The sequence below is a fragment of the uncultured Marivirga sp. genome (genome assembly GCF_963974845.1).
In the GTDB taxonomy this organism is placed as follows: domain Bacteria; phylum Bacteroidota; class Bacteroidia; order Cytophagales; family Cyclobacteriaceae; genus Marivirga; species Marivirga harenae.
The window spans coordinates 586,037-610,536 of record NZ_CAXBEQ010000002.1 but is presented as its reverse complement, the minus strand read 5'-3'; the positions used below and the strand labels follow the sequence as shown (position 1 = coordinate 610,536).

At 34.9% G+C, this 24,500-nt stretch carries 18 protein-coding genes; 9 read left to right on the top strand and 9 right to left on the bottom strand.

Annotated elements, in window-relative coordinates:
* The first annotated feature begins 68 nt into the window (after positions 1-68).
* The 4 genes from AAC601_RS07100 (at position 69) to AAC601_RS07085 (ending at position 4,453) form a co-directional block, all read left to right on the top strand.
* Entirely contained in the window at positions 69-1,310 is a 1,242-nt protein-coding gene (locus AAC601_RS07100; protein ID WP_303271276.1) for a DEAD/DEAH box helicase, read from the top strand.
* A 76-nt stretch (positions 1,311-1,386) separates the two neighbouring features.
* Entirely contained in the window at positions 1,387-3,129 is a 1,743-nt protein-coding gene (locus tag AAC601_RS07095; protein ID WP_303271275.1) for a M14 family metallopeptidase, read from the top strand.
* Between the two features lie 144 nt (positions 3,130-3,273).
* Positions 3,274-4,086, top strand: coding sequence for a DnaJ domain-containing protein (locus AAC601_RS07090; RefSeq protein ID WP_303271274.1), 813 nt, complete (start codon positions 3,274-3,276; stop codon positions 4,084-4,086).
* Positions 4,087-4,216: 130 nt separating this feature from the next.
* On the top strand, positions 4,217-4,453 hold the full coding sequence (locus AAC601_RS07085; protein ID WP_340152880.1) for a hypothetical protein: 237 nt from the start codon (positions 4,217-4,219) through the stop codon (positions 4,451-4,453).
* 216 nt (positions 4,454-4,669) lie between these two features.
* Here AAC601_RS07085 and AAC601_RS07080 read toward each other — a convergent pair whose 3' ends face one another.
* The 4 genes from AAC601_RS07080 to AAC601_RS07065 form a co-directional block, all read right to left on the bottom strand.
* Positions 4,670-7,144 carry a DUF5916 domain-containing protein gene (locus AAC601_RS07080; RefSeq protein ID WP_340152879.1) on the bottom strand — a complete coding sequence of 825 codons (2,475 nt, stop codon included), beginning with the start codon at positions 7,142-7,144 and terminating at the stop codon, positions 4,670-4,672.
* A 193-nt stretch (positions 7,145-7,337) separates the two neighbouring features.
* A complete protein-coding gene (locus AAC601_RS07075) occupies positions 7,338-8,000 on the bottom strand; it encodes a hypothetical protein (protein WP_303271271.1) in 663 nt (220 codons plus the stop codon).
* A gap of 22 nt (positions 8,001-8,022) precedes the next feature.
* Positions 8,023-8,706: a DUF2490 domain-containing protein gene (locus AAC601_RS07070; protein WP_303271270.1), complete on the bottom strand. Its 684-nt coding sequence runs from the start codon at positions 8,704-8,706 to the stop codon at positions 8,023-8,025.
* A gap of 67 nt (positions 8,707-8,773) precedes the next feature.
* Positions 8,774-9,652, bottom strand: a complete 879-nt coding sequence (locus AAC601_RS07065; protein WP_340152878.1) for an SMP-30/gluconolactonase/LRE family protein — start codon at positions 9,650-9,652, stop codon at positions 8,774-8,776.
* Positions 9,653-9,751: 99 nt separating this feature from the next.
* Here AAC601_RS07065 and AAC601_RS07060 point away from each other — a divergent pair, with 99 nt between their 5' ends.
* The 3 genes from AAC601_RS07060 to rlmB all read left to right on the top strand — a co-directional run bounded on the left by AAC601_RS07060 (position 9,752) and on the right by rlmB (position 14,724).
* A complete protein-coding gene (locus AAC601_RS07060) occupies positions 9,752-10,414 on the top strand; it encodes an arylesterase (RefSeq protein WP_340152877.1) in 663 nt (220 codons plus the stop codon).
* 448 nt (positions 10,415-10,862) lie between these two features.
* The gene (locus AAC601_RS07055) at positions 10,863-13,817 is read left to right on the top strand and encodes a DUF2723 domain-containing protein (protein WP_340152876.1); all 2,955 of its coding nucleotides are present in this window, start codon (positions 10,863-10,865) and stop codon (positions 13,815-13,817) included.
* A 133-nt stretch (positions 13,818-13,950) separates the two neighbouring features.
* On the top strand, positions 13,951-14,724 hold the full coding sequence (rlmB, locus tag AAC601_RS07050; RefSeq protein ID WP_340152875.1) for a 23S rRNA (guanosine(2251)-2'-O)-methyltransferase RlmB: 774 nt from the start codon (positions 13,951-13,953) through the stop codon (positions 14,722-14,724).
* 144 nt (positions 14,725-14,868) lie between these two features.
* On the opposite strand, the gene AAC601_RS07045 is transcribed toward rlmB, so the two are convergent.
* On the bottom strand, positions 14,869-15,999 hold the full coding sequence (locus AAC601_RS07045; RefSeq protein ID WP_340152874.1) for a DUF6340 family protein: 1,131 nt from the start codon (positions 15,997-15,999) through the stop codon (positions 14,869-14,871).
* Positions 16,000-16,071: 72 nt separating this feature from the next.
* Between AAC601_RS07045 and AAC601_RS07040 the strand changes: the two genes are divergently transcribed.
* Complete coding sequence (locus tag AAC601_RS07040; RefSeq protein ID WP_340152873.1) at positions 16,072-16,971, top strand: pyridoxal-phosphate dependent enzyme; 900 nt, start codon at positions 16,072-16,074, stop codon at positions 16,969-16,971.
* 68 nt (positions 16,972-17,039) lie between these two features.
* A complete protein-coding gene (locus AAC601_RS07035; RefSeq protein WP_340152872.1) occupies positions 17,040-21,131 on the top strand; it encodes a kelch repeat-containing protein in 4,092 nt (1,363 codons plus the stop codon).
* A gap of 62 nt (positions 21,132-21,193) precedes the next feature.
* Here AAC601_RS07035 and AAC601_RS07030 read toward each other — a convergent pair whose 3' ends face one another.
* The 4 genes from AAC601_RS07030 to AAC601_RS07015 form a co-directional block, all read right to left on the bottom strand.
* Positions 21,194-21,577, bottom strand: coding sequence for a hypothetical protein (locus tag AAC601_RS07030; protein ID WP_340152871.1), 384 nt, complete (start codon positions 21,575-21,577; stop codon positions 21,194-21,196).
* A gap of 279 nt (positions 21,578-21,856) precedes the next feature.
* Positions 21,857-22,228, bottom strand: a complete 372-nt coding sequence (locus tag AAC601_RS07025; RefSeq protein ID WP_340152951.1) for a four helix bundle protein — start codon at positions 22,226-22,228, stop codon at positions 21,857-21,859.
* A gap of 15 nt (positions 22,229-22,243) precedes the next feature.
* Complete coding sequence (locus AAC601_RS07020; RefSeq protein WP_340152870.1) at positions 22,244-23,428, bottom strand: hypothetical protein; 1,185 nt, start codon at positions 23,426-23,428, stop codon at positions 22,244-22,246.
* Positions 23,412-24,422, bottom strand: a complete 1,011-nt coding sequence (locus AAC601_RS07015; RefSeq protein ID WP_340152869.1) for an aspartate-semialdehyde dehydrogenase — start codon at positions 24,420-24,422, stop codon at positions 23,412-23,414. The genes AAC601_RS07020 and AAC601_RS07015 overlap by 17 nt, the downstream gene beginning before the upstream one ends.
* Between the last annotated feature and the right edge of the window lie 78 nt (positions 24,423-24,500).

Here is a 24,500-nt window from a genome sequence, read left to right as displayed (position 1 = left end):
AATTCTTAATCTTTCATACCCAAAGTTCCTTGTCGTTATTACGTTAATAGGAACAAAAAATCCTATATATGCGATTCGAAGAACTGAATATTATTGCGCCAATTTTGAAAGCGCTTAAAGAAGAAAATTACACTGAGCCTACCTCTATTCAAGAACAAGCTATTCCGCTATTACTTGAGAAAAATGATATCATGGCCAGTGCTCAAACTGGAACCGGAAAAACTGCAGCTTTTGCTATACCCATTTTGCAACATCTGGAAAAAGATCAAGTAAATGCGAAAAAAATTAAGGCATTAGTCCTAACTCCAACTAGAGAATTAGCTATTCAAATCGGTGAAAGTTTTACCAGCTATGGAAAGTATACATCCATAAAAAACACAGTAATTTTTGGTGGAGTAAATCAGAATAAGCAAACCAATGCCATAAAGAACGGTGTGCAGGTTTTAATTGCAACTCCAGGACGATTATTGGATTTAATGAATCAAGGCTTTATTAATTTAAGAGATATTCAGTATTTCGTTTTAGATGAAGCAGATCGCATGTTGGATATGGGTTTTATTCACGATATCAGAAAAGTGATTGCCGCTTTACCACAAAGGAGACAATCTTTATTTTTCTCGGCCACTATGCCCGATGTGATTGTGGAACTTTCGAGAAAAATTTTGAATAACCCTAAAAAGATAGCGGTGACCCCAGTTTCTTCCACGGCTGAAACGATTCAACAATATCTTTATTATACCAATAAATCAGATAAAAAGGATTTACTACTTCACATTTTAAAAGACCCAAAAATGGATCAGGTTTTACTATTTGATAGAACGAAACATGGTGCAGATAGAATTGTAAGGGACCTAAAAAAGAAGAATATTTCAGCAGCTGCCATTCACGGAGACAAAGCGCAAAACCAAAGACAAAAGGCCTTAAATCAATTTAAAGATAAAGAAATACGTGTGTTGGTTGCCACTGATATTGCAGCCCGTGGAATTGATATCGACAAATTGCAATATGTGATTAACTATGATATCCCCAATATTGCCGAGACATATGTCCATCGAATTGGCCGATCCGGAAGGGCCGGGGAGGCAGGAGTTTCTATTTCCTTATGTGAACCAGAAGAAAATGACTACCTGAAAGATATTGAAAAACTCATCAATCAGAAAATACCTGTAGTGAAGAATAATCCGTTTCCACAAACAGATAAACCGATGACCACCGCAGAGAAAAAAGAGTTCGAAAAGGAAAAGCAAAGAAGGAAGCAAGAGTTTTTCGCAAATCGTAAAAAGAAAGGCACTAAGGGAGGGAGGAGATAAATATCTAATTAACCCATTTCTGTTTATAATAATCATTTCTGATTTTGTAATTTTAATTTTCACCTAAAATCCCAAAATGATGCGATCATTCCTTTTTACTGTACTTGCCCTTTGCTCTTCAATTTCAATGGCTCAAGATTTGGTTTCTCCTTTCGAAAAATCCAATGGAACCGAAACAGCTACTTATCAAGAAGGAATAGCTTTCTATAAAGCACTTGCGCAAAAGTTCCCACAAATAGATATGCGAGAAATGAGCAAAACAGATAGCGGAGAGCCCTTGCATTTGGTAATTTTTAATAAATCTGAAAAATTTCCATTTAGTGAGCTACAGGATTCAGAAAAGCCTATTTTATTAATTAATAATGGAATTCACCCAGGAGAATCAGATGGAATTGATGCTTCAATTATGATGTTGAGAAATTGGGCACAAAATTTAAGTCAGCATTCATTTTTGGATAGCGTGATCGTAGCAGTGATTCCGTTCTATAATGTTGGTGGAGCATTAAATAGAAATAGCACAACTCGAACGAATCAAAATGGTCCGAAGTCCTATGGTTTTCGAGGAAATGCTCAGAATTACGATTTGAACAGGGACTTTATCAAAATGGATTCTAAAAATGCATTTGCCTTTGCAGAAATTTTCCATCAGCTTGACCCTGATGTTTTTATTGACACACATGTTACCAATGGTTCCGATCATCAGCATGTAGTGACGGTTCTAACTACTCAAAAGGATAAACTTGGTGGCGAGCTGGGTAAATATTTGGAAGAGGAATTCGAACCCATGATTTTCAAAATGATGGAAGACAAAGACAGAAATCCTATTGAATATGTAAATGTGCATGGTACGACACCAGAAAATGGTTGGAGTCAATTTTGGGATGCACCACGTTATTCAACAGGATATACTACATTATTTCAGACTTTTGGTTTTATGACTGAAGACCATATGTGGAAAGACTATAAAACTAGAGTTGAAAATATATACGATTTTTTAAGTATTGCTTCGAAACTTACTGCTAAAGAAGGAGCTAAAATTCAAAAATTAAAAGCACATGATCGAGATCAAATTCAGCAAGCAGATTCTCTACCCATTATGTGGAAAAACGATAAGGATCAATTTAAAATGATTACTTTGAATGGATATAAAACAAGCTATCCTGAAAGTGACTTGACAGGAAACCCACTATTAAAATATAACAGGGATGATACCTTTGAAAAAGAGGTTCCTTTTTACAACTATTATAAAGCAGAGAAGTCTGTAAAGGTTCCAAATTATTATGTAATTCCGCAAGCTTGGTTTGAAGTGATCAATAGGTTAAAAGCCAATGGAGTGAAGATGGATGCTTTGAAAAAGGATACGGTTTTATCGGTAGAGATCTATCATATTGAAGATTATAAAACGGTATCCAATCCATATGAAGGGCACTATGTGCATTACAATACAAAAGTGAAATCGTCAAATCAAAAAGTAGCACTAAGAAAAGGTGATTATTTGATTGATACTCGTCAAAAAGCAAGAAGATATTTAGTAGAAATTCTAGAGCCAGAGGCACAGGATTCTTTTTTCAACTGGAATTTTTTCGATAGCATTTTACAGCAAAAGGAAGGATTTTCTGGCTATGTATTCGAACAGAAGGCTGAAAATATATTATCGGATATGCCTGAAGAAGAGCAAAACGAATTTTCCAATAAGCAGGAGAATGACTCCTCTTTTGCATCCAGTAATTATGCTCAATTAGATTGGATTTTCAAACGATCAGAGCATTACGAAAAATCTCATAAAAGATACCCTGTATACAGGTTAATGGCAGAATGAAAAATATCTGGCAAAATCCTTTCTTTAAAGTCGGGCTCTCTACTCTGGCGGGAATGTTAACAGGATACTTTTTACATAATATTTCATTGTTCACCGGAATTGGGTTTGCGCTGGGTTTAGGCTATTTTTACATTAGTAAATCAAATGGCTAGTAGCAAGAGAACGTATATTGAATCCATTTCAATATTGGGCTTGAATGCTGGAGCATCTCAACAAGAGATAAAAGAATCATATCGAAATTTAGCTAAGCAATATCATCCTGATATTTATAAAATAGATGGTGGGGCAAAATTTAAGGAAATAAACTCTGCTTATCGATTTCTAAAAAGGTATCCTGATCCTCCAACGCAAGACGAAAATGAGTCTGTTCATTCTAATTCACAAAAAGATTATGAAAGGAGAAAGAGAGCGTATCATCAAAGGCAAAAATCTAAAAAAGCGAAAGCGCAAAAAGATGAGATGTTTAAGTGGTTGTTTGTAAGGTTGAAGCTTTTCGTTTTTATAATTCTAGTTTTTAATATACTTCTCTTGATTGATTTCTGCCTACCTAAAGTATCTGAACCAGTAAAAATCGATGAAATAGAAACGGTAAAAGCTTTTTCGCGATATGGATCAGGGACAACGAAACCAAATACTGATTACATTTATAGAGCGGAATTAAATAATGGGATGACTTTTAGGTTTGGAAAGGAAGAAATAGCAAAGATAGAAATTGATGATACACTTGTCTTAAAAAGAAGTATGATATTTAAGCAAGGAGACTTCTTAACAAATAATAAAAAAACCGTCACAATCTACAGTGAATATAGCGTTTTCAGAGTTTTTGGATTTTTGATACCCACAACAATTTTGATACTACTAGCTTATTTATACTACGTTAAAAATAATGAATATAGGTTAACAATATTTTTAATTGCAGCATTGATATTCTTGATTCAATTTGTTTTGCTTTTATAATAATATTTTTATCACAATATTTATACTTTTATAAAGTAAGAAACTGTGATTTGCGTTTAGGATTGGATGCATTTATGGTTTTTGGTTATTTAATGCAGATTAGCATAACCTTTTTTTAAAGGGAAATATTATGTCTAGAAGATTGCAAAAAAGAGTAAATGGAGGACTAGCCATTTATTTCGGTATTGGCAGCTTAATCACCACAGTAATATGCTTGGTAGCATTATTGGTTATGGCATACAAAACATCATTTCAAGGAGCTGAAAACACATGGGGAGTTTTTGCAATGGTGATATTTCTTATGGCTCTTTCTGGTACTTTGGCTTATGTACTTTTAAGGGTAGGTTATGAGGAAATTGAAAGCTAAGTATTATTTACGGGTCGGTCACTTAAATAATAATGCGCAGCATCTGACAGTTTATGATTGATTTTCTTTACAGGAATCATTGACAGTCGGAGTTAAAATACATTCCGTTTTTTGCTTATTCTTTTCTGGGAAAAGCCTTCTAAGAAAATCGCAGAACATCAATCTTGTCGTTAAGTAAATATTGAATCAGGCTCTAATGAAAGATGAGCTAACAGATTAACTTCTGTTTAGTGCTAAATCCCTTTTAATTTGTGTATAATCTAAAAAGTATATTAATCTAACACTCAAGTTTTGCTGGTGCATGGTAGATAGTACGTTTCTGAAATTATCTGAAAAATTCATATCCACACTTTGGTTTACTTCTTGAACGGCATCCTTCCATACGACATTTACAAAACTGCCAGGGGCAATTTGCCAGGAATAAACAGCGTCAATATTGAAGACATTAAAGTTTGTGTCATGCTTTTCGTAATTATCAGAAGTCAAATCTTTCCCTGAATAGGCGATAGGCTCAATGTCTCCTTGGGCATTTAAGTTAAAGTAATTAAAGTAATCTACTTTATTCCAATAATGTCGTAATCGGAAATTGAACCCCATTTTATTGTTGATAGTATAGTTGATTCCCAAAACATTGGACATCACATCAATATCCCTTTCTCCAAAGATAACTTGCGATACAGTTCCTTCATCATTTGTGAAATGCTCAGCAAACCCGATAGAACTAAACTGTTTGTTGAAATTAAAACCGTAATCAACAGAAAACTGATCATTTAATCGATATCGAGGAGAAATGTTCACCCAATAGTCAAACTGATCTCTATCTGGAGCATTCCAAACACCGACAGAAATATTACTCATAAGCGCCTTTCTACTGTCAGATGAATACCGGAAGTTGGTACTATAATTCCAGGTCCTGAAATATTTGGCACCCTGTACCCGAGGCTCAAAATAATCAAATGATTTAGCGGGACGGTAATTCAAATTCACAGAAAAAGTCTGAAAATCCTTTGTCTGGGCCCACCATTGATTCCAAAGAGAGAAATTTTGATATAACTTGGGCTCATATAGTTCACTGTAATCAGCTCCGGCCCATATTCTATATTGATTAAAAAGTGGAGTGGGTTGAAATTGATTATAGCCGATTGAAGCAAAATGAGATATCTCGTTGGGGTTTCGTAAAAATCCCATATCATTAGGATTGTAGCTATCACTTTCAACATTTCTCCCGACTTCAAACTGATATTTACCACTTATTTTTGCAAAGGATGCATTGTACTTATAACCATCTTCTACAAATCCTTCGGGATTTTGTATGTTATTGTAGGCTCCAAAACCTTCAATTTGGTAAGTGTTGCTTTTATCTCTTAGTCTAAAATCTGAACCGATTACATTAGCATTATGACCTCCATCAAAACGCTGAACGTTTGTGTTAATCAAACTGATGTTGCTATTGTTTTTCAAGCTTTGATCGACTACCATAACATTGAAATTCGTAAGGTCATCAACTTGCTCCAATCTTTTGCCTTTGCTCTCTTTATCGTAGACTTCAGCAAATGTTCTATTGGTGACCGCATTGAAAAAGCCAATTCCTAATCCACTTTTTGTTCTGCCAGTAATTTTTGAAGCATTTAACAATGGTGCTTCGGAAGGTCTATTGATAAGGGAATCCGAATCTTGCAGATCTACGGAACCGAATGACTGTCCAACTCTACGAGAATAGAACAAGCCCCCTTTATTAAACAGCTCAGTACCTTCTGTAAAAAAGGCTCTGTTTTCCGCATATTGAACTTCAAAAGGACCGAGGTTGTAAACTAGATTATCAGAAACAGTTTGGCCAAAATCTGGGATCAAAGTCATATCTAAGGTAAAACTTTCGGTTAAACCATATTTTAAATCCATACCGCCTGTAATGTCCATACCGCTTTCAGCACCTCTTTTATTGTAATAGGCAGTGATGTATGGAGAAACCGATAATCTTAATGGAGGTTTTATTCCCTTCAAACCTTTTAAAACGCCTGATTGATTCACTAATCCATCAACAGAATTGTCCACATAATTCCAATAGGAAGTTTCGTTCTTGCTTTGGATTTTACGCATGAAATTAACATTCCAGTCTTGATTTTGATTTTTTGGAAAACGAATAGCAGAATATGGAATTTCCATTTCAACTTGCCAACCGTCTTGCGTTAGTTTTGCTTCGCTTTTCCAAACAGCATCCCAATTGTAATCACTTCGACCTCTATTGATAAATATATCAGTTTGAACACCAGCTGCGCTAACTTTTAGGTAAAATGCGTTTTGTCCGTTCTGGTATGTATCTAAAATGACACCAAATTGATCGGCATTTCTATTGTCATCATCTCTAATTCCCAGTTCTTGTCTGATTGGCTCACCACTAGTATCTACCATTCTGGCAGAAATGTAAATTCCGAAATCAGTATAAGCGGTTTTGATATAAGTTTTTTGATCTGATTTAGCTCCATTTTCTGGCACAAATGTGATGAAATTGGCTTCAGTTTCTGTGATATCTTGCCAAAAAGCATCCTCTAAATCACCATCAATGGAGGGTGTAAGTTTTTCCACAAATTGGGTCTCCATTTCCCGGAAAGCTTTTTTTTCTTTTTCTTTTGCTGAAATAGTTACACTTGAGAAAACTAGAAAAATGAAGATAACAGATAATTTTTTATACATCCTGTATGGCTACTTTATAGAATTATTAACCTGACACCCAATGTTAACACATTTTTGAAGAACAGGATGCCGGAATTACATCAATCCAAATTTAAATAGATAGACGGTATGTTACGCTGTGCAATAACTGAAAAGCATACAGGCCTAATGAATCTCAGTATTAGACAAAGTATAGGATTAAATAAACAAAAAATTAATGAATCATTTCGTTTTCAATGAAGACAGACGGTTGATTCAAGAAAACGAGTTCAATTTTTTTGTCCGCCTGCATTCTTCTATAGTTTAATACTTCTTCAATTAAGTTTTTGGACTGCCTTCCATTATAAATAGTCCAATAAACAATAATGAATAATTCAGTATCTTCACTGATCTTTTCACTGAAAGGCTTGCCTGATAAGTCTTTAAAATAGGGAGAAACATTTGACAACCTTAGTTCTCTCTGATATTTCTTAACCGATTTATCTTTAGGAGGATATTGATCAAACGTACCTTCATAATTCCATTTCCAATTATTATCTACTCTTTTTGTTGTGCAGTTTAGTTGATATGACAATAGACTATCAGATTGATCAAAAACCATTAATTGATGCCATTGGTATAAATCATGGGTGAGTCTTTTATTGTCACTTTCGTAACTATATATCTCATCACTATAATTTTTAGTATCCATTATGTAAAGTGACTCTTGTGGAATACCCCATTCTGATGCATAAGCTTTGATGGTTTCTAGGTTTCTCACTTCATCTGGAAGATATCCATATTTTTCTTCGGCATCGATTTTTCGTTGCTGAGCAGATTTACAGGAAGTAAGAAATAGAATGGTAAGGATGAGAAATGATAAGGTTGAGCTCTTCATTTTTATGGTTCTTTGAATTTATTTATAATTGAAAATTATGATGCAGAGAAAACTGCAATTGAGTTTTGCTAAAACCAAAGTTCAGGGTCTGCTCCATAATTCCTAATTGCACTCTTGTATTGTCTTTCCAAACATAGCCCAACCCCCCATAAAGTCTGTTTCTATCAAAATATTCAATGTTTTCCATTTTTTCTCCATTGATAAATACCTCATTATAAATAGGAATGTAAAACCCACCGGGAGCAAATTTTTTAGAGGTCAGCGGTATATTGATAAATAAAGCATAACGAAACCTGGTTCTGAAATCTTGTCCTTCTACAAAGCGTTGTTCATATCGAAAACGGTGATTCAGTGATGCTAAAGAAACATTTTGCTTCAACAAGGCCTCTTGATATATTCTGTTTTCAGCCACTGGGTTATTCGGTTCACCTACAGCTTGAGTGGTAATATTTCCATAACCAAAAGTGAAAGTGGCTGAACCATCCTTCAGATGATAGCGGACGCCAGTTCTCAATAGTAATTGCTCTAAATCACCAATGAAATTATGATTTCTGTATTGAGCTTCTGCATGAATTCCAAACTGGCTATCTTCAAATTCAAAGCCTCCGAAATACATATACCATGCTCCTAAATCAGGATCATCTTGAGCGAAAACTGTTGAAAAAGAAGACATAAAAAGCACTACAGTGACAATTCTAAAAATCATACTATTCAATTTGAAAAGTTAAAGTACTTGCAAAAATATAAGTAGGGCAGCTATTTGCAAGTGTTTTTCAACGAACGGAGTTGACATTAGTTTTAACGCGATACAATGATTTCGATGCTGTAATAAATAAATACTCAAAATTTTCACCTCCAAAACACACATTGGCCGTCCATTTTTCAGGGATGTCAATGTGTTGAAGAAAATGACCATCTCTATCATAAATATCGATCCCCTCGCCTGTCAGATATAAATTACCGTTAGCGTCTAAAGTCATGCCATCAGAGCCTTTTTCAATAAAAAGCGTTTTACTTTCCAGTTCGCCTTCAATATTGATTTTGTAGCGATAGGTTTTATTGGCTCCAATATCAGCCACAAACAATAAATTTTCTTTGGAATTTCCGACCACTCCATTGGCTTGCATTAAGGTGGAATCCAATAAAATAGGATTTCCATTTTTCAATAGAAAAATGGATTGCGGTCCAACCGTATCATGTTCGTTTACCCAATAGGGTCTTTGGTAAATTGGATCCGTAAAATATAGGTTTCCATTTTGATGCACCCAAACATCATTGGGGCCATTGAAATTGACTTCACCGGAAGGGTTTAAAACTATTTCCTTTTCACCATCCAAAGAATATTTCCACAGTTGATTTTTTCCATCGGCACAAGCCCAAAGGTTTTGTTTATCATCAATATACAAACCATTGGATCTCCCGGAACGATCAGAAAATATGCTCAAGTTTCCAGCGATGTCATATTTATAAATCCGATTATTCGGTTGGTCGGTAAAATAAAGATTTCCAACTTTATCTGATGTCGGGCCCTCGGTAAAACTAAAGCCATCAGATACTTTCTTGATTTCTGCATCATCAGAAATGGTTTTTTTTGATTGCTGATTACAAGAAATAGTTAAAAACACGAAAATTAATAAGAGTGGAATTTTCATATAATCCATCATTTTGTAACAATTTGCGTAATTTAATACTTTTAAAAGAAAGCAATAAGAATTCAATACAATAAGCAGATGAAAATATATTTCAATTCAATGATTACTATATTTATTTTAGTGCTCACAGCATGTGGACCCAACAATAAAAAGTCAGAAAAGAAATCTGAAACTCTTGAACAAAAAGCGGAAGTTCAAAAAGAGATCCAAAAGAATAATATCATTTTCTTTGGAAATAGTTTGACAGCAGGATATGGAGTAGAGGCTGAAGAAGCTTTTCCAGGTTTAATCCAGAAAAGGTTGGATTCTTTGGATTATGACTATAATATTATCAATGCTGGAGTAAGTGGGGAAACCACTGCCAGTGGCCTATCCCGTGTGGAGTGGGTTGTAAAACGTCAGCCAGTCGAAATATTCGTTTTGGAATTAGGTGGAAATGATGGCTTAAGAGGAATTAAACCTGAGGAAACGAATAAAAACCTTCGTGCGATAATTGATAAAGTAAGAGCAATTCACCCTGAAATAAAGGTTTTGCTGGCTGGCATGATGGTTCCACCCAATATGGGACAAGCCTATGCAGAAGAGTTTCAAAAGGTATTTCCTAAAATAGCTGAAGATAAAGAGGTGAACCTTATTCCTTTTCTATTGAAAGATGTAGGTGGAGAAGCAGATTTAAACCAGCCAGATGGAATTCACCCAACACCTGAAGGCCATAAAATTGTAGCCAAAACGATTTGGAAGTATTTGGAGCCTTTGATTTAAGTCATTATCAAAGCCATCAAAACGGAGACAACCATTAAGAAAACGAGCATAACAATAATGCTTATAAGCCGAGACTTTCTTTTTCTTTTGGATCGGAAGTTTTGAATTTCATTGAAGTCAAAATTACCACGACTCCTTTTTACTCCCATCTTCTGTGAAGAATAAGGGTTGCTATTCATTGATTTTCGCTTATTTCTTAAAGCACGGTTTTGCTTAAATGAGTCACTAGCCTGCCTACTAAATCCAATTCCACCAGTCATTGTCTTTTATTTTAAAAGGTCTCTATTTACTAATATAGGGATTCTTAAGAATAATAGCCGGCTTAAAGCTTCTTAAAAATGTTAATTAAAAACATTAAAGACCGCAATTCTGAATTAATTGCTACGTTCTAATGCCCGATAGAATGAAATTTCTTATTTTCGCCTCTACTATAAAAAATCAATTATTTATGATGTCATACCAAAAGATTAACAACATCAGTGGTTGGATTATTTTCTTAATCGCTTCTGCCGTTTATATCTTCACTTTAGAGCCGGTTGCCAGCTTTTGGGACTGTGCAGAATTTATAGCCAGTGCTTATAAATTACAAGTTCCGCATCCTGCTGGTGCCCCAATGTTTCTTTTGATTGGGAGAATGTTCTCCATGTTTGCAAGCAGTGATGTGGAATCAGTTGGTTTTGCGGTAAACTTGGTATCTGCTTTAAGTAGTGGGTTTACCATTCTTTTTATGTACTGGTCCATAAATATATTATCCCATAAAATAATGAAGATAAAAGTGGGCGAGGCCAACACTGGGCAAATGATCAAAATTTTTGCTGCAGGTGCTATTGGAAGTTTAGCGTTTACTTTTTCGGATTCTTTTTGGTGGTCTGCTGTAGAAGCAGAAGTTTATGCCATGTCTTCATTCTTAATTGCCTTAGTTTTTTGGGCCATGTTGAAATGGGATTTAATTGAAGATGAGTCTGCAGAAAATAGATGGCTAATTTTAATTGCCTATATCATTGGAATCTCCATCGGGGTTCACTTATTGAACATAGTCGCGCTTCCTGCTTTAGGTTTGATTTACTATTTCAAAAAGTATAAAAATGTAACCTTCAAGGGAATCTTTTTTGCACTACTTATCAGTAGCGCTATCCTGATCGTGATTTGGCAGTTTATTATTTTAGGTGTACCTAACTTAATTGGTAAGTTTGAGATTTTCTTTATTAATTCTATCGGACTACCTTTTGGTTCTGGAGCTTTAATTTTTGCGTTACTTTTAATTGGCGGACTTTCTTATGGTATATACTATGCTATAAAAAACGAGAAAGTTACCCTTCATACCTTCTTATTGGCGTTTACATTTATTTTGATTGGCTATTCGTCTTACTTTATAGTATTAATCAGATCGAACTACAATCCTCCAATTGATCAAAATAATCCCGAAAATGTAATGACCTTATTGTCTTATTTAAATAGAGATCAATATGGGTCAAGACCTTTAGTTCATGGACAATATTTTGATGCAGAGGTTGTTTCGCAAGACCGAGGTGATGCCGTCTATAGCAAAGGAGAGGAAGAATATGAAGTAACGGATTACAAAATCACGACACAACATGACCCTAGTAGGACGACTATTTTTCCTAGAATGTACAGTGGAGCACCGGGCCATGCAGAGGAATACAGAAGGTGGACGGGCTTACGTCAAAATGAAAAACCAAATTTTGCAGATAACATAAAATTTTTATTCCGCTACCAGCTTGGACATATGTATTTCCGTTATTTAATGTGGAATTTTGCTGGCAGAGAAAGTGACATTGAAGGGGCGGGTTGGAAAACCATGTTTCAGGATACTAGCGAAATGCCTGATATCATGAAAGAAAACAAGGCGCGTAATAATTTCTATATGCTGCCTTTCATTTTAGGTTTAATTGGAATTTTCTTTCAGTATAGAAAAGATATAAAAGGATTCAGTGTAGTAGGGCTTTTCTTTTTCTTAACGGGAATTGCACTAATTCTTTATCTGAATTCACCGGCTACCGAACCTAGAGAAAGAGATTATATTTATGCCGGTTCGTATTATGCTTTTGCTTTTTGGATAGGCTTTGGAGTATTGGCAGTTGCATCTTTATTGGAAAGAGCCATCAAAAACCCTAAAGTTGCGGGCGCAGTAGCCGGAGTTGTTTGTTTGATCGTTCCTGGCATTATGGCTTCTGAAGGTTGGGATGACCATGACAGATCAGACCGGTATTTTTCAGTTGATGCAGCTAGGAATTATTTAGCTTCCTGTGAGCCAAATGCAATTTTGTTTACTGGCGGTGATAATGATACTTTCCCCCTTTGGTTTGTTCAAGAAGTAGAAGGTTTCAGGACCGATGTCCGGGTTATTGTATTAAGCTACTTCAATACAGACTGGTACATTAATCAAATGCGTCAGAATGCTTATGATTCTGAGCCTTTGCCAATAACACTTAGTGAGGAGCAAGTGGCACAAGGAGGCAAGAATGATTTCTTACCTTATATGGCAAATGCAGGAATTAAAGGAGCTATTCCAATTGACCGATATCTAAGTTTAATCCGAAGCAACAATAAAAGTTTAGAGGTGCCAACATCTGTGGGAAGCTATAATATGTTGCCGTCTAAGCAATTGAGCTTAAAGGTGGACTCTGCTCATGTCAGAAGTTTAGGAATAATCCCAGATGATAAGGCAAATATGATGGTGGATAGAATGGTGTGGAATGTGAAAGGTAATGGGTTGGAGAAAAAGGACCTTATGATTTTGGATATCATGAATGAAAATAATTGGGAAAGACCAATTTACTTCAATACTACCTCCTTGAATGGCATCAAAATGGATCTTCGTAAATACGTGGTACAAGAAGGACTGACTTATAGGTTATTGCCGATAGAAAGAGATGATGTGCAATCCGAATTTGTGAATACTGAGGTGATGTACAATAATTTGATGAACGATTTCCATTTCACAAATACAACAGATCCTGATGTTTATTACAATGAAAATTACAGAAACTTCTTTTTAAATCATCGGTCTGTTTATACGGCTTTGGCTAAATCATTGGTGGCTGAAGGCGATGAAAAAAGAGCGCTTGAAGTAGTTGATTTTATTATTAAAAAGGTTCCAAATGAGGTTGTACCTTTTGATATGACCGCCTTAGATTATATTCAAGTTTACTTGGCTACTGGGAATGAAGAAAAAGCCAATGAAATAATCAATATTTTATGGGAGCAAAACTTTGAACAGTTCCAGTATCTTGTGAACAATGAATTAATATATATGGGCCGAGAAAGACAAATTAGCTTTGCCATTTTAAGTCAGATAGTTCAAATTATGAGACAATATGGAATGAATGAACAAGCTATAGAATATCAAGATCAATTAAGGGTACTTTACGAGAGGATGTAAGGCTTTATGAAGACGGATAAAAATAGCTCACAAATATTTGTGGGCTATTTTTTTGACTTATTTATTTTATAAAAAGCAGATTATTAGCTTTTCCCAAATTAGATTAAGAATATTGCGATTCAATTTCTAGACTATGGCAGGATTTCAAAAAAGACCTAAACTAAACGATAAAGATTATATTTTCGGCACCCGTGCTATCCTTGAGGCTATTCATGCTGGTAAGGAGATGGATAATATTTATATTGATAAAGAAGTCCGAAATGAATTGGTAGGTGAGCTGATGGATTTGTGCAAAGAACAAAAAGTACCTTTCACAAAAGTGCCAATTGAAAAGTTGAATCGTATCACGATGAAAAACCATCAAGGTGTAATAGCCATGGTTTCTGCAGTGAGCTACGCCTCTTTAGACAATGTCATTAACGAAGCATATGCAAAAGGGAAAGACCCATTGATTTTGATTTTGGATAGAGTGACAGATGTACGGAATTTTGGAGCGATTGCTCGATCAGCGGAATGTGCGGGAGTAGATGCCATAGTAATTCCATTTAAAGGAAGTGCGCAAATCAATTCTGATGCGGTAAAGACTTCAGCAGGGGCTTTGCATTATATCCCGATTTGTAGGGAAAACAGTTTGAAAAACACCGTGGAGTACTTGCAAAAAAGTGGACTACAGGTAGTTGCATGCACCGAAAAAGGGACTGATTTAATTTATGATACACCAATGAATCAGCCTTTAGCTATTGTTCTTGGTTCAGAAGAGGATGGGATCAGCAATGATTTAATAAGAACCGCTGATTTTCTGGCTAAAATCCCTATGAGCGGTAAAATAGCCTCCCTTAATGTTTCTGTTTCTTGTGCCATCGCAGTATTTGAAGCAGTCAGACAAAGGAGTGCAATTAATGATTAATAATTGATTAATAATTGATGAATAAAGTCAATTATTAAATTTTTATTTAATTGAATAATGATCAAGCTTTAATAGAGAATAATGATTCTATCTGAAGCCCAATATATCTAACCATCAATTATTAATTTGTAATTTCTAAATAATCTAGTTGTCTTTCATCTTGATTTTTATAGTGGGCTTATCTAACTTGTCCTTATTTCCAGTTTCGGTTTGCGACTTGGGCTCTGGTAATTGAAGTTGTTCGTCCAATATCTCTTCTGTAATCATACGGTTATTGATTTGGCTGGCATAGCTTCTTCCTTTTTTCTCACCATAATCTACAAATGACTTTCCAGCCCATTCATGAGCTAAAAACAAATCTCCCAATATCTCATATCCGATCGCAATATTATATGCCATTCTTCCACTTGCTTTGGTATCAGAGGATTTTTTTAAACCTGCCTTCCATGTTTCTATAGCCGACTCCCATTGATTAACGCTGGCTTGTCTAGCCCCTTTGCTTAGATAGGAATTCTTTTTAGGTTTTGTATAATAGCTTCTGGATATTCTAACGGGCATAGGAGCAATTTTACTAGCATAGGTATTGCCAACGGATTGAGCTAAGTATTTAGTGGCTTGCGACTTACTAACTAATTGAGCTAATGCCTCTTTCAAGCTAGTAGCAGAAGCCTCCCAAGTTTTATTTTGAGTATATATATCTTGATCTATTACGGTTCTGTTTTTTGCATCATACAATCGAACACCAATTCTAGTATTTCCAACCCCCTCAGCAAAAAATTCTGTATATTCTTCTTCTACTTTTTTGCCATCAGCATCTTCCACAGTTCTGGTGTTTTTCCTTTTGCCGTTGGTAATGATAAAGTTGCTGTCAAAGATTTCAATAGCCAATAAGGCATCAGTATTATATTTTCTAGTCAACTGATCAACTTGCCTCCAATCCAATGGATCAGGAAATGAGCCTAAAATATTTTGACCTCTTAGTTTTTCGGATGCCAAGACCACATCAAAACGAGGGGAAACCCTTAAACTATTCTGTAAACTAGAGAACATAGCCATTACTCCATCTTGATCCTCATTTATTCCTTCACCCGTAATAATTCCCTCAATTACACCTATGGCATCTCGTTCATAAGCAGTTCGGTCCACTAAGGTAATCGATTGGATTTCATTGGGTATATTAATATCAGCGGGCCTTAAGGTGTTAATGGAAACTGACTTCATGCAAGATGAAAACCCAATCGCTACTAAAATCATGAAAATGGAATACTTCCTCATAAAAATTGATTTTATTTCAACAAATCTCCGTTGAACAGAATAAATTTAATCAAATCCCTATAAATTAGCTTTATGTCTGTCAAAAATTTCTTTGCTCCCGAAGAGGTACCTATTCAAAGAGTGCAGTTTGCCGGATTAATATTTGATATCTTGCGATTAGATAAAATACATCGTGGTGCCTCTGGTAATAAATTTTTTAAACTCAAGTATAATTTTTTAGAAGCGGAGCTAAAAGGCTTCAAAAACATATTAACATTTGGTGGTGCTTTTTCAAATCATGTTGTAGCAACTGCTATATCTGCTAAAGCTTGTGGTTTTGAATCGATCGGTGTAATTCGAGGTGAGGAGGTAAGCAATCCCACCTTAAATCTTGCCAAAAAATATGGAATGGAACTCCACTTTATCAACCGAGAGGAATATAGAAACAAAGACAATCCGGATTTCACCAGCATGTTAAAGACTCGGTTTAATGAGCCGTACATAATTCCAGAAGGTGGTACAAATGATAAAGCGATTGTAGGCACAGCAGAAATACATGATTTTATTCCGAAGCATTATAATTTAATAAGTGCCTGTTTTGGTACAGGTGGGACCTTGGCGGGTTTAATACAGGGAAAATCAGAGCATCAAAAAGTATTAGGCATTTCAGTGCTAAAAGGGGATTGGGTCAAGGAGGAACTGAGCAATTTAACAAATAATAATAGACATGATTGGGAGTTGATGACTCAATATCACTTTGGGGGCTATGCCAAATGGAAGCCAGAATTAGTTGATTTTATTACTGAGTTTTATGAGAAAACGGCTGTACCCCTTGATCCAATTTATACGGGCAAAATGATGTACGGATTAATGATGGAGTGGAAGAAAGATAATATTTCTTCTGATGACCATATTTTAGCTGTCCACTCAGGAGGACTGCAGGGAATTGCGGGTTTTAATGAACGCTTTGGTTTTGATTTGGTGGATAAATAGAACTTTTAATATAAAGATTTTGAATTGAGACTCAATGGCTTACATTTGTAGTTTGAAAAACTGTACATATGAAAAAATCTTTACTATTATCCTACGCAATTCTGCTTATTTATTCATTGTGTTTCACTGTTAACGCTCAGGTTCAAGAATGGCAAAGTATCCAAAATTTTCCTGATTCACGTTCAGGAGCCATAAGCTTCGTGATAGGAGATACTGCTTATGTCGGAACGGGCTATAACGGAACAAGTCATTTAAATTCATTTTATAAGTATAATGCTGATGATGGCAACTGGAAAACTATCAATGATTTTCCGGGAGTTGCTAGGGAGAATGCAGTTGCCTTTGTAGCTGATGGCAAGGCATATGTAGGAACGGGTACCGATGGGGCTACTCAATTAAAAGATTTCTATGAATATGATCCATCAACTGGAAATTGGTCACCTATTTCAGATCTACCTGGAGAAATTAGAAATGAAGCTTCAAGCTTCAGCATTGATAATAAAGGATATGTTGGTTTAGGCGGAAATGGTACCGGATCGCTGAATGATTTTTATGAGTTTGATCCTGCTACTGAAAGTTGGACTACTATTGCATCATTACCCACTGAGGAAGCAAGAAGTAGAGCAGTAGGTTTTACTGCAAACGGCAAGGGCTATATAGCTTCAGGATCAGGAAGCATGCAATTTACAGGAATGTATTCTTATGATCCTGCAAGTGATAGCTGGACAGAAGAAATTTTTGCAGACTCAAAATTAAGCAGTTTACAACAAAACACAGCTTATACGGATGAGGATGGCTTGGTGCATATTTTAAAATCAGGATTTACAAAAGAGCAAGTAATTATTGATCTAACGGACAATTCTTTAACAATAGGGGCTTCATCTTTTGAAGATGAGATAAACCGTGGAGTAGTGTTTTATTTAGATGGTAAGGCTTATGCTGGAATAGGGTTAGTTTATGATCAATTTGGAAATGGGGTTGAGAAAAATGATTTTAGAAGGTTGGTGACTATTGAGCCGCCTGAGGCGCTAATTAATTTGCGAAAAGCTAATACCTCTCCGACCACAATTAGATGGGACTACAATTATGATGATGAAGATGGTTTTATAATATACCTGTCAGAAGGAGACAATAATAACTATGAGGTTGAAGATTCTATTTCTGCCTACACTACCAGCTCGTTATTTTATACATTTGATACTTTGAAGCAAGGAGTTAGGCAATATGTTAAAGTTGCTACTTATAACAAAGGGGGTGTTACAGAATCTGAGGAATTAAGCTTTTATTCAATATATAATACAGGAAAGCTAAACACACCAGAATTGATAAATGTAATTGAGAGAAAAGATGATTCATTAAGTTTTAGAATGAATTATTTTGTCTTAAATCATGATGTTACATCAGAAGCTATTATAGAAATAAGTTATGATGGATTAAATTATCAAGCATTTGATAGTGGTAGGGTTTATAGCTCCGATACAAGTATAATTCAGCACTATAAGCCCAAATTTTTAGAAGATAAAGAAATATTCTATTTTAGAACTAAAACCATAGCAGACAACAGAGAGGATTCGGATTATTCTAACGTTGTGGAATTTAATACAGAAGAGTTGAAGCCGATGGCTCCTTTTATTTCTTACAGTAGAGAGAAATATGGTGGGGATCGTTTTCGATATGTATTAAAGTTTAATTTTTATAATCATGTTGATAGTATTAAACTTATAACTAATAAAAATGATAGTATTAAAAATTCTGAATATTTAGAAGGATATCAATTGAAATATGAAACTAGTAAACAAATTTATTTATATCCAAAAGAATCCATGGAAGTATATGCGGTAAATAAAAATATATTTGGAATAGATACGTCCAATCATCTTATGTTAAAAGCACCAATTTTAAGTCCCAAATTTGGCAATTATCTGTTAACCAGTACTAAAGCCATCGAATTTGATTTCTTATCAGTTATCAAAGATTTTAAAGGCTATAATATTATAGAAAGGGCAAAATCAGAAGGAGATTTTGAAATAATTGACACTGTTAAGCTTAATGGAAATAATTACAAAATAAATTATATTGATTCTAATGTAGAGCCTAACGCTACATATACATATAGAATGAGGAATTATGATGGTGAATCTTTATCCTTATATAGTGAACCGATGTCAGTAACTAGTCAAAAAACTGCTTCTTGGGACTCATTTAGAGAAAAGTCACTTGGAGCCCTTACTGACTCTCTGGAACATTATGAAATAACTAATATTGATTATAATGATAGTAAGCTATTTTTTGTTTCTACTTACACAAAAAAAGCCTTTTATTTTGATTTAGATGAAGATGAACTTGTAAGCCTTCCAGATATACCGCTAGAAAGTAAAATGACTGCTTTTTCAGAAGTAACATTTTTAAATAATAAAGCATATTATTTTACCCCTAAAAAAGAAGATGGAACTGTAGTAAAATCTGTTTTCATATACGACAAAGCAGATTCCGTTTGGACGGAAGATACTTATACTAATCTTGAACAAGTAAATTATGCAACCCACATTAATGATAGTTCTTTACTATTAATGGTAAAAAACATGTCCTTTTCAGGACTGGAAGAGGCAGTACAGTTGAATATTGATTCAAAAAAATTAAACCCTTTAGGAAAAGGTTTTGGTAATCGAGTTACGTATATCCGAAACCTTAACGACTCATTGCTAGTTTTCAATAAAGCAAACAATGTTTATTCAATCGACAGTAATATTGAAAACGTATCTAAACTGGATTTGAGTACTCAAAATGTTTTATATAAAAATTCAATTACTAAAATCAATAGTGAATTCATCCAGCTATATAATGGAAGAATTTACGATCTTGATTTTTATAATCCCCCTTATTTATATGAAAAAGAAGTGGCCAGAGTAAATGATGATTATGAACCTACTAGCCTAGTTTTTTCATATCAAGATACGTTGGTTTACATGCAGCAATATAGCCAAGAAGGAAGATGGATAAACAATTTTAATTATAAGAATGAGGGCGGACTCAATCCTTTGGTCGGTTTTAATGTGGATAGTGTCGGCTATGAAACATTTGAAGTGAGTTGGGCAGACTCTCCCGATGAGGAAGCATATGTCGCAGAATGTTATGAAATAAATATTTCTAGTAAAACTAAAAATTATATAAGTTTAGATACAATAGCTCAAAACTCTACTAAATTTAAGTTTAATGGTCTGAGACCTTACAATCGTTATGTTTTTAGAATCTTCCCCATTAGCGGAGATCTTGAAGGTGATGCTGGCGGTATTTATACCAGGACTAGAGATGTAATCATTAATCCACCTAAAAACGTTAAGTTAAATCAAACGTCAAAAGATTCAATTGAAGTAAGCTGGGTATTAAGTGAACCAATTAATAATGTTAATTCTTTGGAAATTATTGATTATCTTTTAAGTAGTGATGAAGGGGAAGCATTAAGTCGTTCCGAAATAAATAGCACAGGGGAAAAACAAATATATTTGATTCCAGTAGAATCAGAAAATTCAAGGCAATTTGTTGTAATAAGAACTTTTAATAATTGGAAATATAGTGATCAAAATTATAGCGACACTATACTAACCCGTTTAAATAACCCTTATATTACTGAAGTAGCCTATTTTGAAAAAGAAGGCAAGTATCAAGTGGTAATAAATGATAACTCAGAATTTGAAACGCAATTCAAGCTCTTTAGAAAAACTAAAGAAAAGGAGGAGTTTGAATTACTAGAAATTATAGATGGAAATCAAGTGACCGAATTTACTTTTGATGACTTTATAAAAGACCCAAGTATTTCTTACGAATATTATGTGCAAAGTTATATAGTGGAAAATGATTCCATTATAAATTCGTCTTATCCGTCTGATACAGTCTCTACAGAAAATGCAGTACTATCCAATACACCATTACAATCAGATGAACTTACTATTTTCCCCAATCCGGTAAGCGAACATATTTTTATTAGCAGTGATTTAAATATTCAACTTCAGCAGATAGAAGTTTTATCTATAGATGGAAGATTAATCAGAAGTTATAAGAGTACTGAAATAATTGATGTATCTAAATTAGAGAAAGGAGTTTACTTGCTAAAGATTAAAGCCAAATCTGGGGAAATTGTGAAACGCTTTATAAAAGAGTAATTGGAGAATCAATATTTAAATAATAAACAAAAAGAGCTCACTATTATGAGCTCTTTTTGTTTCTAAGCATCCAGCCACTTAATGGCTTCATCCTTGTCATTAAAATTTTTCTTGGGCATTCCACTTTCATTCGAAACACCGTCCAATTGCATACTTGCTACATTTTCACCATGCAGTTCTGCTACTTTTTTGACACCAGCTTTTACTATTTTTTCCTGCGCTTTGGAATGAACATCTCTCACATCTCCAGGATGGATAGTCATATCAGTAGCATCCGTTAATAATGTAAAGCCTTTTGATAATTTATTAATAGCCTCATTCCAATCCTGTAGGTAACCAGGAATGTCTTCTTTGTTTCTCCAAAAGCCATTGATTTTTAAGAAAGCCCTGTTTTTTGTGATATCTACTTTTAAAGAATATTGCTCGTTTTCTGCAATCGTTATCATATAAAAAATTTTGTTTCACACTAGTATCCGATAAAATCGTAATTTTGTTTTGTGTTATGGCTCGTTTTCGATAATCATCAGATTTAACCGGATAAGTAATTGTATTATATTAACTTCTTTTTGATTTGCTTTGGGACGCTCTTTTTTTTCGGCTATATCAGGCCTTGGTGGGTGCTTTGGTGGAATGACGCACCAAACCGATTAAAGGTGCTTAAGTATTACGGTGCTCCCTTACTAATTGTCTTAATTTTGAAGTTTATTTTTAGTTAAACATGCCAATTATGAATGATGAGAGATGAATTGTGGATGGAGGGTTTTCTGTTTTATGGTTAAAATTGAGCTTTTAATTATTCTCAAAAGTTCATTGGCATTTTCAAAAATGCTTAGAAATTCTTCTCCATAATTATATTCGGTCTCTTTTAGTAATTCAAGCCAATAAACCGTTTCATCACATTCTTTTTGTGCTATTGCTAATTTATGAATGAAGTCTTTTTTACTTTCTGTATTTTGAGCTTCACGAATTAATGCTCCTACAGCGGTTCCACTTCTTAATGGCTGCTTACTTAATACATCCTCTTGTTTTCTTTTAGCCAAATATTGAAAAAGCTTTACAATCCTGACAGCAAAGGAGAAGGATTTGACAAGAAGGATATTCTCTTTTATTATTCATAACTTATCACAAACCAACAACCCCTTCCCCTCATCCTTCAAAGTGGTAGCAAATATATAACTATCCCCTCCATCTTTTAAACCAAGCTTTTTCTTGAGCTGAGCAATGGGCATAGGAAAATTGCGTGTGCTCAAATTGGCTTTCAAATCTGGTAGAACTTTTTTCAATTCTTTTTTTTGTACCGGAATTGAATGTAGAATTTTAAAGACTCTGCCCGGAAAATCTTCAACCAGAATATCAGAAGTGAAAAGCTGTGTGTTCGGGTGTAATTTTGAAATTTCATACCGGGCTGCCAATTGTCTAAAAAGGCCTGCTTTCATAATGGCAGGAGATGGTTCGTACAAGTATTGTTCGGGTAATTCGAAACTAATCTTGTTCTCAGTTTCCTTCAATTTATCTCCAGTAAATGCGAATATGGGTTGTCCTACAGCGGATATTTGTACAGCATGAATTTTCGGGTACTCAATAGACTCTTTACTCAATAGATAAAGGAGCTCTTTTACCTCATTTTGCCATTCTATGATGTAAACTTCTTTTACTTTATTCCCCAATTCTGCAGTAGCCCTGCTGATATCTTGCATTGGAGCCGCTTTCACTAGTATATTTTCTGATTTCTCAAAAAGCAAAGGCAAAAGCTCTACTAAGTTTGGACTGCAGTCTTCCCATAAAAAAACTTTCTGGTTACGATCTCCTCTTCTGGCGGGATCCAGATAAATCCAATCAAGATGGTGTGAAATGGAGGAGAGAAATTCCTCTGAACTTGTATTGTGAATAGAAATGTTAGTCCCTAATTCATGAAAATTATAATCAGCTAACTCACATAAGTTTTGCTGCTGTTCAACGTAATGCCTTTCTGCAAATTTTTGGGATAGATAGTAGGTGTCAATTCCAAACCCACCCGTTAAATCCGCAAAACTACTTCCTGATACTAAGTGGCTTTTAAATTTTGCGGTAGCCTCAGAGCTGCATTGCTCTAAAGACAGCTTGGGTGGGAACCAGACTTTTTTAGCATACCATTCCGGTAATTTAGCTTTAGCTTTTTGGCGTGAAGCGATCTGGGAGGCTAATGCTTTTAAAGGTAAATTAGAAAATTGCTGTTGCTTTAAAACCAATTGAGCAGGGTCATCCTGCTCATGGTCTTTTATAAACTTCCAATATTCTGCTTTATCGCTCAATTCCATAAGGATGAACTAAGCTGTGCTCAATCATATATTCTGCAATTTGTACAGCATTTGTTGCCGCACCTTTTCGTAAGTTATCTGCTACTATCCACATATTCAAGGTATTTGCAGCCGATTCGTCCCTTCTGATTCTACCTACAAAAACTTGATCTTTTCCATGTGCATTCAATGGCAATGGATAAATATTGTTTTTTGGGTCATCCTGTAAAACTACCCCTGGTGTATTGGCTAAAATTTCTTTTATTTCAGCAACATCAAAATCTCTTTCAAATGTAACATTGACTGATTCAGAATGACCGCCCATCACTGGCAAACGAACGCAAGTCGCAGAAAGCCCTATGGAATTATCACCAAAGATTTTCTTGGTTTCGTTGACCATTTTCATTTCCTCTTTGGTGTAATCATTTTCCAAAAACACATCGATATGAGGCAATGCATTCATATCTATAGGATGTGGATAAACCTTTTCTCCTTCTCTTCCAGCCCTTTCATCCATCAACTGGTCTACTGCTGCTTTCCCAGTTCCTGTAACAGATTGATAGGTGGAAACCACAATGCGTTGCATTTTATATTTTTTATGCAAAGGAGCTAATGCCATGACCATCTGAATAGTAGAACAATTCGGATTGGCAATTATTCGGTGGTCAATTTTCAATTCATGACCATTGATTTCGGGTACGATCAATTTTATGCGGTCATTCATTCTGAAAGCAGAGCTGTTGTCAATGACTACTGTTCCGATTTCCTCAAATTTGGGAGCCCATTCCAGAGAAGTGCCTCCGCCTGCAGAAAACAAAGCTAAATCAGGTTTGGCTTTCACGGCTTCTTCCAAGGTGATAACGGTATATTCTTTACCCTTAAAGCTCATCTTCTTACCTGCAGATCGCGCAGAAGCAACTAAAAGTAATTCATCAAATTGGACGTTTCTTTCATCCAAAACCTTTAACATTTCACCACCTACCAATCCAGTGGCACCTACAACAGCTATTTTCATTTTCACAAATATTTATACTTTTGTAATTTGCAGTGTTGAATTCTGCGTATTTCTTTAAGGGCAAAAATAACATATTTG

What these genes read in the sequence shown, in the direction of transcription:
- AAC601_RS07100 (WP_303271276.1), top strand. Translation starts at nt 69, where the DNA reads ATGCGATTCGAAGAACTGAATATTATTGCGCCAATTTTGAAAGCGCTT.
- AAC601_RS07095 (WP_303271275.1), top strand. Translation starts at nt 1,387, where the DNA reads ATGATGCGATCATTCCTTTTTACTGTACTTGCCCTTTGCTCTTCAATT.
- AAC601_RS07090 (WP_303271274.1), top strand. Translation starts at nt 3,274, where the DNA reads ATGGCTAGTAGCAAGAGAACGTATATTGAATCCATTTCAATATTGGGC.
- AAC601_RS07085 (WP_340152880.1), top strand. Translation starts at nt 4,217, where the DNA reads ATGTCTAGAAGATTGCAAAAAAGAGTAAATGGAGGACTAGCCATTTAT.
- AAC601_RS07080 (WP_340152879.1), bottom strand. Translation starts at nt 7,144, where the DNA reads ATGTATAAAAAATTATCTGTTATCTTCATTTTTCTAGTTTTCTCAAGT.
- AAC601_RS07075 (WP_303271271.1), bottom strand. Translation starts at nt 8,000, where the DNA reads ATGAAGAGCTCAACCTTATCATTTCTCATCCTTACCATTCTATTTCTT.
- AAC601_RS07070 (WP_303271270.1), bottom strand. Translation starts at nt 8,706, where the DNA reads ATGATTTTTAGAATTGTCACTGTAGTGCTTTTTATGTCTTCTTTTTCA.
- AAC601_RS07065 (WP_340152878.1), bottom strand. Translation starts at nt 9,652, where the DNA reads ATGAAAATTCCACTCTTATTAATTTTCGTGTTTTTAACTATTTCTTGT.
- AAC601_RS07060 (WP_340152877.1), top strand. Translation starts at nt 9,752, where the DNA reads ATGATTACTATATTTATTTTAGTGCTCACAGCATGTGGACCCAACAAT.
- AAC601_RS07055 (WP_340152876.1), top strand. Translation starts at nt 10,863, where the DNA reads ATGATGTCATACCAAAAGATTAACAACATCAGTGGTTGGATTATTTTC.
- rlmB (WP_340152875.1), top strand. Translation starts at nt 13,951, where the DNA reads ATGGCAGGATTTCAAAAAAGACCTAAACTAAACGATAAAGATTATATT.
- AAC601_RS07045 (WP_340152874.1), bottom strand. Translation starts at nt 15,999, where the DNA reads ATGAGGAAGTATTCCATTTTCATGATTTTAGTAGCGATTGGGTTTTCA.
- AAC601_RS07040 (WP_340152873.1), top strand. Translation starts at nt 16,072, where the DNA reads ATGTCTGTCAAAAATTTCTTTGCTCCCGAAGAGGTACCTATTCAAAGA.
- AAC601_RS07035 (WP_340152872.1), top strand. Translation starts at nt 17,040, where the DNA reads ATGAAAAAATCTTTACTATTATCCTACGCAATTCTGCTTATTTATTCA.
- AAC601_RS07030 (WP_340152871.1), bottom strand. Translation starts at nt 21,577, where the DNA reads ATGATAACGATTGCAGAAAACGAGCAATATTCTTTAAAAGTAGATATC.
- AAC601_RS07020 (WP_340152870.1), bottom strand. Translation starts at nt 23,428, where the DNA reads ATGGAATTGAGCGATAAAGCAGAATATTGGAAGTTTATAAAAGACCAT.
- AAC601_RS07015 (WP_340152869.1), bottom strand. Translation starts at nt 24,422, where the DNA reads ATGAAAATAGCTGTTGTAGGTGCCACTGGATTGGTAGGTGGTGAAATG.